The organism is Paenibacillus jepli (genome assembly GCF_047238105.1).
In the GTDB taxonomy this organism is placed as follows: Bacteria; Bacillota; Bacilli; order Paenibacillales; family Paenibacillaceae; genus Paenibacillus_D.
The window spans coordinates 931500-944538 of the sequence record NZ_JBDFMD010000001.1 but is presented as its reverse complement, the minus strand read 5'-3'; the positions used below and the strand labels follow the sequence as shown (position 1 = coordinate 944538).

Annotated in this window: 9 protein-coding genes; 6 read left to right on the top strand and 3 right to left on the bottom strand. The window is 55.7% G+C overall.

Annotated elements, in window-relative coordinates:
• Positions 1 to 12: 12 nt before the first annotated feature.
• The 4 genes from ABC336_RS04405 to ABC336_RS04390 all read left to right on the top strand — a co-directional run bounded on the left by ABC336_RS04405 (position 13) and on the right by ABC336_RS04390 (position 5981).
• Positions 13 to 903: a carbohydrate ABC transporter permease gene (locus ABC336_RS04405; RefSeq protein ID WP_413237515.1), complete on the top strand. Its 891-nt coding sequence runs from the start codon at positions 13 to 15 to the stop codon at positions 901 to 903.
• A 105-nt stretch (positions 904 to 1008) separates the two neighbouring features.
• The gene (locus tag ABC336_RS04400) at positions 1009 to 2538 is read left to right on the top strand and encodes an extracellular solute-binding protein (RefSeq protein WP_413237514.1); all 1530 of its coding nucleotides are present in this window, start codon (positions 1009 to 1011) and stop codon (positions 2536 to 2538) included.
• Positions 2539 to 2631: 93 nt separating this feature from the next.
• Entirely contained in the window at positions 2632 to 3660 is a 1029-nt protein-coding gene (locus tag ABC336_RS04395) for a glycoside hydrolase family 130 protein (protein WP_413237513.1), read from the top strand.
• 173 nt (positions 3661 to 3833) lie between these two features.
• Positions 3834 to 5981 carry a glycoside hydrolase family 28 protein gene (locus tag ABC336_RS04390; RefSeq protein ID WP_413237512.1) on the top strand — a complete coding sequence of 716 codons (2148 nt, stop codon included), beginning with the start codon at positions 3834 to 3836 and terminating at the stop codon, positions 5979 to 5981.
• Between the two features lie 19 nt (positions 5982 to 6000).
• Here ABC336_RS04390 and ABC336_RS04385 read toward each other — a convergent pair whose 3' ends face one another.
• The 3 genes from ABC336_RS04385 to ABC336_RS04375 form a co-directional block, all read right to left on the bottom strand.
• Positions 6001 to 7431 carry a sensor histidine kinase gene (locus tag ABC336_RS04385; protein ID WP_413237511.1) on the bottom strand — a complete coding sequence of 477 codons (1431 nt, stop codon included), beginning with the start codon at positions 7429 to 7431 and terminating at the stop codon, positions 6001 to 6003.
• A 9-nt stretch (positions 7432 to 7440) separates the two neighbouring features.
• Positions 7441 to 8112: a response regulator transcription factor gene (locus ABC336_RS04380; RefSeq protein ID WP_413237510.1), complete on the bottom strand. Its 672-nt coding sequence runs from the start codon at positions 8110 to 8112 to the stop codon at positions 7441 to 7443.
• 194 nt (positions 8113 to 8306) lie between these two features.
• Entirely contained in the window at positions 8307 to 9368 is a 1062-nt protein-coding gene (locus ABC336_RS04375) for an SGNH/GDSL hydrolase family protein (protein WP_413237509.1), read from the bottom strand.
• Between the two features lie 196 nt (positions 9369 to 9564).
• On the opposite strand from ABC336_RS04375, the gene ABC336_RS04370 reads away from it, so the two are divergent.
• Entirely contained in the window at positions 9565 to 11391 is a 1827-nt protein-coding gene (locus ABC336_RS04370) for a sensor histidine kinase (protein WP_413237508.1), read from the top strand.
• Entirely contained in the window at positions 11388 to 12950 is a 1563-nt protein-coding gene (locus ABC336_RS04365; protein WP_413237507.1) for a response regulator transcription factor, read from the top strand. Before ABC336_RS04370 ends, ABC336_RS04365 begins: the two co-directional genes overlap by 4 nt.
• The last annotated feature ends 89 nt before the right edge of the window (positions 12951 to 13039 follow it).

Below are 13039 nucleotides of genomic sequence, written 5' to 3'. Positions count from 1 at the left end.
GGGCGGACGACATTGGCAAAGACGATGAAAATAAAACAGTCCTTATCAGAGCGATTTTACATCTGGCTTGCATACATCATCCTGATCGGTTTGGGCATTCTCTGCCTGTTCCCGTTCCTGAACGTGTTCGCCAAGTCGCTCAGCTCCAACTGGGCGATCATATCCGGCAAAGTCGGACTGCTGCCCGTGGCGTTCACGATGGAGAATATCATGTTCGTCCTGCGCGATCATTTATTCCAGAAAGCGTTCCTGGTCTCGGTCTTCGTAACCGTCGTCGGCACGCTCGGATCGGTCATATTCACAGCTGTTACCGCGTATCCGCTATCGAAAAAGCATCTGCCCGGCATCAAGTTCATCCTGTTGCTCTATATTTTCACGATGCTTTTCAACGGCGGGTTGGTGCCTTCCTATCTGCTGATCAAAAATCTCAATCTGATGGATAACCTAGGCTCGCTTATATTCCCCGCGCTGATCAATGTATTCAACCTGCTGCTGATGAAAAATTATTACGAGAGTCTGCCGGAGAGCCTGGAGGAATCGGCCAAGCTGGATGGCGCCAGCAATCTGAGAATCGTGCTTCGCATCATCATCCCGATCTCGGCACCTGTGTTTGCTACGATCAGCTTGTTTTATGCGGTCGCCTATTGGAGCAACTGGTTCCATCCGATGCTGTACTTGAATGATCCGGCACTCAAGCCGCTGCAACTGTATTTGCGGGACATCGTGCTGCAGGCTTCGGACGAGAATCTGCTCAACCAAGATATCGATTCGCTGCTTAACCTGTCTCCCGAAGGCATACGCAATGCGACGATTATCGTCTCAACGATTCCGATTCTTTGCGTGTATCCGTTGCTGCAGAAGTACTTTATCAAAGGGATTCTGATCGGATCCGTGAAAGGCTGACCGCTTTAGATAGCAATGCCGGTTCAAGCGGAATAACCTCTTGCGTTTTCTTTAGAGCAAATCGTCAAGGGATTATTTATAATGAAACTCATGGAGGGGTTCAACATGTCAAGGAGAAAATGGCAGGCAGCAATGATTACACTGATGTTATCTACTACTTCTGTACTGGCAGCTTGTGGTGGACAAAATGATCCTGCTGCAACCAAACCAGTCGCCGAGAGCAGCGCGCCTGCCGGCTCGGAAGAGGCTCCGGAAAAAAAGCCGACGCTCAAAGCGTTGCGCAACTACATGCAGGACGATTACAACCAGTATCCGGTTAATCGCTACGTGGAGGAAAAGACGGGGTATAAGGTCAACAACGACATGCTGCCGCAGGAGAAGCCCAGCGATAAGCTGAATTTGATCATGGCTTCCGGAACAGATTACGACTTCATCGATGCGATGAATAAACAGGATTTCTTCAACTTCGCACAGAACGGCGCCTTAACGGATCTCACACCGCTGATTGAAGAATACGGGCCGAATATTAAGCAAGCAATCTCCGAAGAGTCTCTCGCTGGCGCAACTGTGGATGGGAAAATCTACGGCATCCCGACGCTTAACGTCAGCTATGTGAGCAGCGGATTGCTTATCCGCACGGACTGGCTGGAGAAGGTTGGCAAGGAAATGCCGACCACGCTGGACGAGTTTATGGATGTCCTGCAGGCTTTCAAAGATCAGGACCCCGGCGGCAACGGCAAAAACAATATTCCTTTCACGATGGACAGCTCGGGCCTGATCGACAACATTATGGGGGCATTCGGGATTTATGGCCATTGGAATGTGAGAGACGGGAAAATTGAAAACGTCACCAGTCATCCCGAGCTCGAAAATTATACAACTTTTATACGTTCACTATACGAGCAAGGGTTGCTCGATAAAGAATTTGCAACGAATAAATCCGCCACTTCCGCTGAGAAGTTCACCAGCGGACGCGCAGGCGTGCTGTGGACGCGCTGGTCATCGATTCCGGGCTACGACGAAGCGCTGAAAAAAAATGTACCTGATGCGACCTACCAGTTCATCCCCCCGATGACAGGTCCGGACGGGCTTAGCGGCTTCACGGAAGTAGGAGGATTCAACAAAATCACCTTCGTGCCGAAGTCTTCCAAGCATGCCGCAGACGTGGTGAAGATGATCAATGCCTTGCTGGAACCCGAAGTATTCAAAGGACTCTTCATCGGCGAGGAAGGCTTAGATTATCAAGTGGATAATGGAAATTATATTCCGATTGAGCCGTCCTTTACCGAGACGAGAGGGCAGGCGAACAACTTCGTCATCGGCATGGATGAAGCGAACTTCGTCACCTACTGGCAAGCCCGTCTGCAGAAGAGCAAGCCGATGTTCGACAATTTCCAGATCGTCAACAATATTCCGAAGGAACAGATCCATCAGGATCCGCTGGCGTTCTCGCCATTCCTGCCGAAGTATTCGGCGTCCAGCGACAAACTGGGCACCGCGGTGAACGACAATCTGATCAAGATGATCGTCGACGGGGTATCGGAGGCAGGGATCGCAAGCCTGCAGAAGGCATGGAGCAGCGCAGGCGGAGAAGAAGTCGTCCAAGAAATCAATGACTGGTACGTGAACAAATAAGGATGGTTCGGGGCTCCGGCGCTGCCGGAGCCCTGACCTTCGTTATGCGATAGCATAAGAATATGATAGCGAACCAAGAAGGGAGAATCTTCTATGAATCGTCATACATCAAGCGAATCACTGATCGGACAACTTACTTCTGCTCCGGTCATCCAGCGGCATGCTCTTAATCCTGTACTGTCGCCCCGCCAGGTCCCTTATGGACCGGCAATGGTATTTAATGCCGGCGTGGCAAAGTATGAAGGCAAATATGTGATGGTGTTCCGCAATGATTACGGCAACGAGGAGACAGGCGAGGTGTATCCGGGCCGGACGACGAATCTGGGCTTGGCGACCAGCGACGACGGTATTCATTGGCATGTGCAATCTGCACCGATATGGCAATGGTCCGATGAGGAAGTGTACCGGGTATACGATCCGCGACTGACCGTAATGGACGGCAAAGTATATATGTGCTTCGCCATGGATACGAAGCATGGACTGCGCGGCGGTATTGCCGCGACAAAAGATTTTGCGACATTCGATGTCATAAGCTTGAGCGTGCCGGACAACCGGAACATGGTGCTGTTTCCGGAGCGGGTTGGTGGCCGTTACCTACGTTTGGAGCGGCCGATGCCCGTGTACAGCCGAGGCGGTCGCGACCGGTTCGATCTGTGGCTGTCCGAGTCGCCAGATCTCGTCTATTGGGGGCGTTCGTCGCTGGTGCTTGGTGTCGAGGATGTGCCGTACGCCAACGACAAGGTAGGTCCGGGTGCACCGCCGGTACGTACGAAGCATGGGTGGCTGACCACGTTTCATGCCGTAGACATTGATCCGTCGCGCGGCAAGAACGGTTGGGAGACGGCCTGGAAGAAACGGTATTGCGCGGGCATCATGCTGCTGGACCTGGACGATCCGCGCAAGGTGATCGGGCAGTATCGCGGGCCGCTGCTCGCACCGGAGGCTTCATACGAGGTAGAGGGCGGATTTCGCAATCATGTCATATTTCCCGGCGGCATGATCCTTGAAGATGACGGTGAAGTCAAGATTTATTATGGCGCTGCCGATACCGTCGAGTGTCTGGCAACGGCGCATGTGGACGATTTGATTGCACTATGCCTGGAGAGTGGTCTTGACCAGTAACTCGCGCTTACTGTACGGGGCCTCAACGCCTTGCGGCCTCTCACCACAACTCTGTGGCCGGCAAAGAGGATGAAATCGTCTCCCTTAATCATCTGTTTACCGCCTTATCTCATGCCGCAAGCTTGACTATAATGGAGCACGATAGCATCTCAAAGGCTAAGGAGGAGGTAATTATGAAAGCGGTTAAACAAGCGGTGAAGGGTATGGCGATTGTGCTGGGCCTGATGTGCGGACTCTTCATCATGACCGGCGAGGCGCAAGCCAGCGGCAGCTATACCGCATACGATCTACCGGTGTCGGTCTACCCGGAGAGTCAGACGTTTGATGTAGAACTGGACGGTGATCCGGTCACGGTGTACCAGCACACCCGGTTCGGCACGAGCGTCAACTCGCATTTTGTCCACTATTCCCAGGATGGTCCGATCCAGATCACGGTGCGTGCGCCGGCTCCGATCCAGAGCTATACGATCAGTCCGCAGAGCTACGGGATCCCGGGCACGGTATCCGGCAACACGCTCACATTTACACTCGACGGGCCGTCGTACCTGATCCTGCAGATCGACAATTATGAGAAGCTTCTGATCATGGCTGACCCGATGGAGACGGATGCTCCTGCTCCAACCGGGACAGGCGTGTACAACGTAACTCATGCCCCTTACCAGGCCGACCCGACAGGAGCCGTGCTGACGACAACCGCGATCCAGCAGGCCATCGATGATGCGTCTCTGAATGGCGGAGGTGTCGTGTATGTGCCGCAAGGCTTGTACAAGGTGGCGACCCTGAACTTGAAGGACAAGGTTCACCTGTATCTCGAAGGGGGAGCGGTGCTCAGAGGTACGGGCAATGCTGCCGATTATGTGCAGTATTCCACCCGTACCTCCAACCAGACGCCCGTCTATCTGCAAGTGCATGTCGATGAGGGGGCCGACGATGTGCGCATCAGCGGGCGGGGGGTCATCGATGCCAACGGGATCGAGCTGGCGGGCAATCATACCAATGACCATAATTTCGCCAATATGATCCATGCCGTGCTGACGACGAATGTGAACGACTTCGAGATGGAAGGCATCATCGTCACCAATGCAACGTACTGGACGATCGTGACAGCCTACAACGACGGGGTAGATATGCACAATGTGAAGGTTGTGAATGCGCCGTTCTATGATCACAATGACGGCATCGATATTGCCGGCAGCCGTAATGTGAGAGTCATCGACTCGTTCGTCTTTACCGGCGACGATGCCTTGTGCGTCAAGCCATCCGGGCCTTACGGCATGATGACGCCGTGGGGGGCGTCTCAACCGATGTACAATGTCGTGTTCGACGGCGCAGTGGTCTACTCCAGAGCTGCGGGCACCAAGGCGGGCATCCAGGCATTCGACCACATGTATGATATCTGGTTCCAGAACATCGATGTCGTCCGGGGCAGCCGCGGCATTTCGATCATGCATCAGCAGGGTAGCGCGTTGATGGAGGATATCCACTTCATCAATATCAATGTCGAGGAGCTGCTGTACAAATCGTACGCTCCTTATCCGATCGAGATGCGGGTCATCAACGACAGCTACGGCAACGGCAGCGTCCGCAACGTCGAAGTGAAAAATGTCCGTTTCCTCTCCTCAGGCGATACGCATTCCAGAATTCAGGGGCTCTCTGCGAGCCACAAGATCGAAAATGTCACCTTCGAGGACCTCTATATAGAAGGCCAGCTGATTACCAGTCTGGCGCAGGGAAACATCCAGACCAACAGCCATGCGTCGGGAATCCAGTTCCTGAATGAAACGCCATGGAATCTGATGGATGACCCGATGACGAATGTGCTGAGCCGCTGGAGCACGACAGGATCGGGCGGTAGTATCCAGCAAAATGCGTCGACGCTTCATATCGTCAGCAATCAGACGGCGGGGAGCAACGCCTACTTTTTCCTGACGAAGAACCAGTTCCAGGCGCCGACGGGACCCTTTACACTCGAGACGCGTATCCGTGCCAATGCGCCGGGAACCAAAAACCAGGTCACGGTCCGCAGCGGCAATTATCTGGTGTCGTTCTATGTGACCTATGGTACACAGGGAACCGTGCAGAACAAGGCAACGAATCCGGATCGATCCTTTACGCTGGATACGACACAATATCACACGTACCGGATGGTTGTGCATCCAAGCTATACTTACGATATGTATGTGGATGGTCAGCTGGCATTCTCGGGCGCAGCCAGCCAGGGCTCCGGCTCCGATCTGATCAAACTGGGGGCGGAGAGTCAGGACACGGCCAATATGACACTTGCTTTCTTCCGGATGGGCAGCGGTATCCTATTGCCCTGATCACCTAGTTAGCTTGCTCTTAGACTTGGTGGCCGGGTTGCGGCAGCAGGGCAGTCGAGCCTTCGCCTGCCGCCCCGTTCCACCGTACCTTCACCACCGTGCCTTTCCCCTCCTGACTGGTGAGCTCCACCGCCATCCCATGCGCCTCGATGATATCGCGGGCGATCGCCATCCCCAGACCGGTGCCGCGCGTATCAAGCGTATGGGTGCCGCGATAGTAGCGGTCGAACACCTGCGTCTGCTCTTCCTCGGGGATGCCATGTCCGTTATCAGCGATGGTCACACAGGTGTCGCTGACTTTGACGGTGACGGAGGATGCCTCGCCGCTGTGGATCAGCGCATTGTGCACAAAGTTGAGCAGGGCCCGTTTCATGAGATGCTGATCCACCGGCAGCCTGAGCTCCGGGGCTTCGCTGTCAAAGGTCAGGTCCCGGTCTTTGAATTGCGGGTCATTGAGCACATCGATGACCAGCTCCCGCACAAATGGCTCTATGCGCGTGTCCTGCAGCTGCATCGGCAGGTCGTGGCTGCGCAGCCGCATCGTCAGATTCAGATCCTCGATAAGCTCTTTCATGTAGATCGATTGCCGTTCGATGACGCCTGCGTACTCCAGCCGCTCCGCTCCGTCTATGCCTTCTTCGCCCAGCAATTCGGCATACCCCTGGATGGAAGCCAGCGGCGTCTTCAGATCATGCGAGACATTGCTGATCCATTCGCTGCGCATCCGCTCCAGCTTCAGCCGCTCCTCTTCGTGCTGCTGCAGTGTACGGGAGACATCATTGAGGTTATCGAAGACCGGGGTGTAGACGCCCGGCCGCTTGGGACGAGAAGGCGCGAAGTTCCGTTGCTTGAGCTGGGCGATGCGCTCGATGATCGCATGGACCGGTTTGGACAGCACGGAGCTGAACAAGAGTCCGATCGCTGCGGCGATCAGCACATCGACGATAATCATCACCAGCAGCGCCCTGGAGGCTTGGGAGAGAAACGAGCCGAAATTCAGCGTGAATACAAAGCGGCTCTCCTGCGAGTAGGGGATGCCGACAATATAGCTGTAGGTCTCATACCCGCCGAGGAAGTAGGTATTGAACTCATCGTCCATATACTTGTACTTGTGCACGAGCTCCACCGGACTATAGTGAGTGGAGGCCGTGTCCGGCGCATCGTAGGCGGAGACGACATGCCCGCTTCCGTCCAGGATCTGCAGCCATGCCCCGTACGCCGACAAGGCTTGCAGCCCTGCTTCGGTGACGACAGGCTCGTCATTCTCCAATCGCATATATTGGCTGAATTCCCGCGTGAACCGCTCGGCCGAGTCGCTGCTCACCTCTTCGAGCCCTGTCCGGTGCTGGTAGAGCAGTATGCCGATCACCATCAAGGTATTCACGATGATGACGATCAGGACGATGCTCAGGATAGAGAATAGATAACGTCCGGTTAGTTTCCATTTCACGATGCTCACCTATTTTTCCTTGAATCGGTAACCCAGTCCCTTGACGGTCGTCACGTATCTCGGCTCGGAAGGCCGCTCCTCGATTTTCTCCCTCAGTCTCCGGATATGCACCATTAATGTGTTGTCGGCCCCGTAGAAATCTTCTCCCCATACGGCCTGGTACAAGGTCTCCTTGCTCACGATCCGGTTCGGATTGCGCATGAAGCATGCCATCAAACCGACCTCCTTGGCCGTTAACCCCAAGCGCTCTCCGTTTTTCGTGACTTCCGTTTCTTCAGCATTGATGGAGAAGGGGCCGAGCGTCCTCATCGCTCCGGTGCCGGCCCGTCCTTCCAGCTCCGCTGCATACAGTCCGGCACGCCGCAGCTGCGCCTTGACCCGGTAAGCCACTTCCTTGGGGCTGAAGGGCTTGGTGACATAGTCGTCCCCGCCGATCGCTAGCCCCAGGATTTTGTCGACTTCGTCGTCTTTGGCGGACAGGAACAGGACCGGGATCCGCGACACCCCGCGGATCCGGCGGCACAGCTCATAGCCATCTCCATCCGGCAGCATGATGTCCAGGATCGCCAGATCGGGAGCGAACCGCTCGAACAGCTCCCAGCCTGACTTCACGCTCCCCGCTGTCTCCCACGGGAGTACGAGCAAATCCGCAGGCCGTAACGCTCGCTCACGAGAGGACACAGTAGCCCTTATTTCGAGCAGGGTCGTGTTTTTAGAGCTGCTTGCGGACAGAGGATCCGTTATCGGTCTAAAAATGGCGCTTCACGAGCCCAAAATCAGCACATAACGGATCGTGTGTCCGTAGGACCTGCTCCGAGTAGGGTTTTGATCGAAATAGGCGCTACCCGTGTCCGTATCGGTAGCAGGAGCCGCTGCTATCCGCCTCCTTGAAGGATCACGTCCATCGCCTGAGACAAATGCTCGGCGATCAGCGTATGGCCATAATCGGAAGGGTGGATCAGATCAGTCGTCAGTCCGCTGACATCCGGCAGCAGTTGATGACCGTCCAGCAGATGCAGGCAGGGGTGATCCAGCCTGAGGTAGATCTGCCTCAGCCGTTCGGTGAGCTGTCTGTTCGCTGTCGACATCTCACTGCCGGCAGTCTGTTCAAGATCATCCAGGTTAGGGAACATGGAGATCAGCACCACCGGCTTGCCGGGATGCTGCCGGAGCATGCCCTCGATCAAGGATGTGGCGCGCGCTTCAAACTCATCGGGCGTAAATAAGCCGCGCATATTGACGCCGAGCTCCAGCGTCGCTGCATCCCAGTCCCCGCATGACATCAGATAGTCCGCCATCTCCGGCTCGCAGAAGCATGCCCCGCCGATCCCCTTGTTCCACACATCCACACCGAGCCTGCGGGCCGTCTGCTGCACATAGGAGGAATGGTGGAGTACCGCTCCTGAACCGTGCGTGATCGAAGAGCCGTAAGCCAGCCAGACCCGTCCGGGGAGCTCCACCGAGGACGGCGGTCTCACAGGATGCCCCAAGGTGTCGAGATGATGGAAGACTACCTGAAATCCGAGTCCTGCCGTATAGTTGCGGCTGATCACAACCCGCCAGACGTCAGGTGAGAAGCGTCCTGCCGGGGCCGTCTCCCTTCCGACAGCGCTCAGCCGGCCGGGTTTATCGAGCTGCAGCGTATGCAGCAATCCAGCCTGCAATCGGTGCACGGAGTGAAAGTAATCCCCATTGTAGATCAGGATATCGCCAGCTTCTACAGTGGCCGACAGTGTAATGCGGATGTGCTCGGCACCTGTGACGAAGCGGAGCTCGCACCCTGTGGAAGCCTGTGCCATAAACCGTCCCCGCTGATGAATTCCTTTGCCCAGAGCCTCCCTTACTTCTCGCGGAAACCGCTGCAGTGTCCAGCCGCTTCCCCCGGGAGCCGGCTCTAGCTCTGCAACATTGTGAAACATGATGTCATCCCGCAGCATAGCGCATCCCCCTTGTCCATAGTTCCGCCGATACCGGCATCTTCCCCCAGTATACCGAAGCCGCTTGCTGCAGCGTCTTTGATTTGCAAAGGAAACTCTTTGATCTCGACGGAATCTTGCAGCTCCTATTTGAATGCTCCCCGCATGGGTGCTACTATGGAAAGGATAAGCTGGGCCACTGGGAGGAAGGACACGCATGTGGAAGAAAGGCAGCTTTTCTTCACGTATTATGCTGCATATGGCGCTGATCATCATGTTTACTTTTCTTGTATCCGGTTACATATCCTATCGGATTACAGTCAATTTGTTCTCGGAGGTCGTCAGCAATCAGTTTTCCAAAGCCAACGAACAAGCTGCCGCACGCATTGATCTCCAGATCAGGGACATTTACCGGATTTCCAATTTTATCGTGTTCAATCCTTATGTCGAGCAGGTGTTGAGACGTTCAGCGGAGACGGATGAGCGGGAAAGCCACACCCAGATTTCGAATCAGGATGAGCTGAACAAGATGCTGTATCAAGTCAAAAATGACGAGAACAAGTTTTATTCCATGTTTCTTTACGATAATAAAGACAACAGCTTCTTCTTTCATTTCTCGGCAGTCGCCCGCAGCTCGCTGCGGCAGGAGGTCTACGAGGAGGTGAAGATGCGGCTGGCGGATTCGTCAGGCAATCTGGTCTGGTTCCCCATCGCCTTGCAGAGCTCGGTGGAGGATTCGGGCTATCGCCATTTCTTCGTGGCGGCCCGTTATATGAAGAATAAGGATTTTGACCAGTACGGGACGATGGTGATGCTGTTCGACCGCTCCTTGTTCTCGGAAGATCTGGGCGAGCTCGTAAGCGATGAGAAGGCCAATGTGTTTTTGTACGACAGGCAGGATAGTCTCGTCTATACAGATCAGCAGGATCAAGACCCGTCCCGCATCCCGGACCCGGCCGAGCTGGGAGCGCAAGAGATCGTCCAGGAGAACGGCATCTCCTATCTCTATGCCAAGAGCAGATCCAGGGAGATGGGGTTCTCACTGGTAAGCCGGGTGGCGCTGGACTCTATCCAGGAGAAGAGCTCCGTGGTCCTCAAAATATCCACTGCTGTCGGCGCCGTCGGGGTCCTGCTGGCTGTGCTGCTGCTGTACTGGAGCGGCAAAAGACTGTTCAAGCCGCTGAGCATGCTTGTACATGGCATGAAGCGGATGAGGGGAGGCAACCTGGAGACCCGGGTTGCCATCGACACCTCGGATGAACTCGCTTATATCGGACAGAGCTTCAACTCCATGGCGGAGAATGTCAACACGCTCGTCCGCGAAGTGTACGAGAGGCAGCTCAATGAACGGGAAGCGGAGCTGACGGCGCTGCAGACGCAGCTCAACCCCCATTTCCTCCATAATACGCTCGATACGATCTATTGGCAGCTTTATTTGAAGGATGAGATGGAGACTGCCAAACTGGTCGTCTCCTTGTCGGATATGCTAAGGTATGCCCTGGAGCCGGCGGACACCGAGACATTATTGTCCGATGAGCTCGCCCAGATCCGCAATTACCTGACGATCCAGAGCAGCAGGCACGGCGAAGAGCTGGAGACGATCATCCAGATGGGACCGGGCGCAGAGCAGGCCAAGGTGCCGCGACTGATCCTGCAGCCGCTCGTGGAGAATGTATTCGTCCACGCCTTTGCCGATAAATTGACCTCGCGCGTCTTGATCATCCACGCCTCGATCGACCGCGAGTTCAAGCTGGAGAGCGCTTCAGGGGAGCGGCACGGTGTATTACGCATCGATATCATCGATAACGGCAAGGGCATGGATGAGAAGGAGATGTCGGACATCGTAGCCTCGGCCATGGCTCCCCGGGCGACGGAAGGGCCGGTCGTGGGCAGGAAGCGGACACCTATCGGCATCCGCAGCGTCATCCGCCGATTGAATCTGATCTATGGCGAGCCGTATGGGCTCAAGATGGAGTCCAAGCCGGGAGCGGGTACCAAAATCCGATTGCTGTTGCCAATAGAACAAGGGGAGGAATCCGTATGAAGGGAAAGCTGTTGATCGTCGATGATGAGCCGTTCATCCGGAAGGGGCTCCACAAGCTGGTAGACAGCAACCCGCTGGGCTGGAGCGTGGTGGGCGAAGCCGGCAACGGCCGGGAGGCGCTTGTCAAGTTCCGTGAGCTGCAGCCCGATCTGGTGCTCACCGATATCCGGATGCCGCTGATGGACGGTCTGGAGCTGGCGGGCAAGATCGCGGCCGAAGGAACGGGGGCGTCCGTGATCATCCTGACCGGGTATCGGGATTTTGATTATGCCCAGGCGGCGATCAGCCATGGCGTCAAGCACTTCCTCCTGAAGCCCTGCAGGGAAGAAGAAGTGTGCCGGATCCTCGGAGATGCTTTCGAGCAGTTCAGGCTGCAAGTGCTGGAGCGGGAGAAGGTGGCCGAGGAGCAGCTGCACAAGGAGGATGTGCTGCTGCGCAGCGCCCTCTTGCATCTGCCTTATGACCTGGGCGAAGCGGAGAGGGTAGAACGGCAGCTCCGCGGACATCAGCTCTGGCTGCTGGAGGTCGACAGCTATCTGCCAGAGAGCAGGGATTACCGCAGAAGCGACAGGATGCTGCTGCAGTTCGCGGTCAGCAACATCCTGCAGGAGATGCTGACTGCCGTTTCTCCTCATATCCGGTGGCTGATGCTCACCTATGACAGGTTTGCCTACTGGCTGCCTCAGGAGGTCCAGGCCAAGCCATTGTTCGAAGAAGCGGCAAATGTCGTGGGGCAGCTGTTAGGCATCTCTGTACTGGCCCACCTGTTCGGAAGCTTCGAGTCTTTCCGGGAGCTGGAGGGCTGGATGGAGACGAAGCTGAGAAGATCGGTAGCGGATGAAGGCGTGTCCAAAAGCGGAGCTCCCATGATCAACGAATCCAAAGTGAAGCTGATCCGGGGCGAGATGGCGGCGATGATGCTGCTGGGCAATACCGATGCGTTGCAGAACTATGCCGAGCAGCTGCTCACATCGCTGACGTCCGCTCAGGTATCGCCGGATGAGTCGAAGATCGAGGCCTTCTGCGCCGCCCTGGCGATGAATGACATCATGCGTAAAGAGCTTGAGGTCGATCCCAAGATGGCGGGCGAGATCGGCCGATGGGCGGCAGATCTTCACGTCTGCAAGACCAGAGAAGAGGTAGCGGCATGGCTCGGCGAGCAAGTCGCACGGTTCCGGCAGGCATTGTCCAGTTGGCAGATGGACCGCAACAGCGGCATCGTCGCCCGTGCCCTCCAGTATATCCAAGCCCACTATGCCGAGGAGATCGGCTTGCCGGATGTGGCCGCACATTCCCATCTCAGCGCCAACTACTTCGGCAATCTGTTCAAGAAGGAGACGGGAGAGAGCTTCAGCAGCTATCTCTCCCGGCTGCGGATGGACAAAGCCAGACTGCTGCTCAAGAATACTGACATGAAGGTTGCAGAAGTTGCGGAAGCTGTCGGCTACCCCGATTCCAACTATTTTGCTACGGCCTTCAAAAGCGCATCGGGCTGCTCGCCCTCGGAATACAGGAAGCGGGAACGGGTTTCAAGCGGTGCTGTTTCGCAGGGTCACTAGACGCTGTGGAGCAGCTTTTTTCTTTCACGGTCGGCTCCGGGGAACATCGTTGCAAACCGAAGATTTCTCTTTGCTAATCAAAGGCGGCG

Excerpts from the sequence above, each read along its gene's own strand:
- ABC336_RS04400 (WP_413237514.1), top strand. The coding sequence starts at position 1,009 with ATGTCAAGGAGAAAATGGCAGGCAGCAATGATTACACTGATGTTATCT.
- ABC336_RS04395 (WP_413237513.1), top strand. The coding sequence starts at position 2,632 with ATGAATCGTCATACATCAAGCGAATCACTGATCGGACAACTTACTTCT.
- ABC336_RS04390 (WP_413237512.1), top strand. The coding sequence starts at position 3,834 with ATGAAAGCGGTTAAACAAGCGGTGAAGGGTATGGCGATTGTGCTGGGC.
- ABC336_RS04375 (WP_413237509.1), bottom strand. The coding sequence starts at position 9,368 with ATGCTGCGGGATGACATCATGTTTCACAATGTTGCAGAGCTAGAGCCG.
- ABC336_RS04370 (WP_413237508.1), top strand. The coding sequence starts at position 9,565 with ATGTGGAAGAAAGGCAGCTTTTCTTCACGTATTATGCTGCATATGGCG.
- ABC336_RS04365 (WP_413237507.1), top strand. The coding sequence starts at position 11,388 with ATGAAGGGAAAGCTGTTGATCGTCGATGATGAGCCGTTCATCCGGAAG.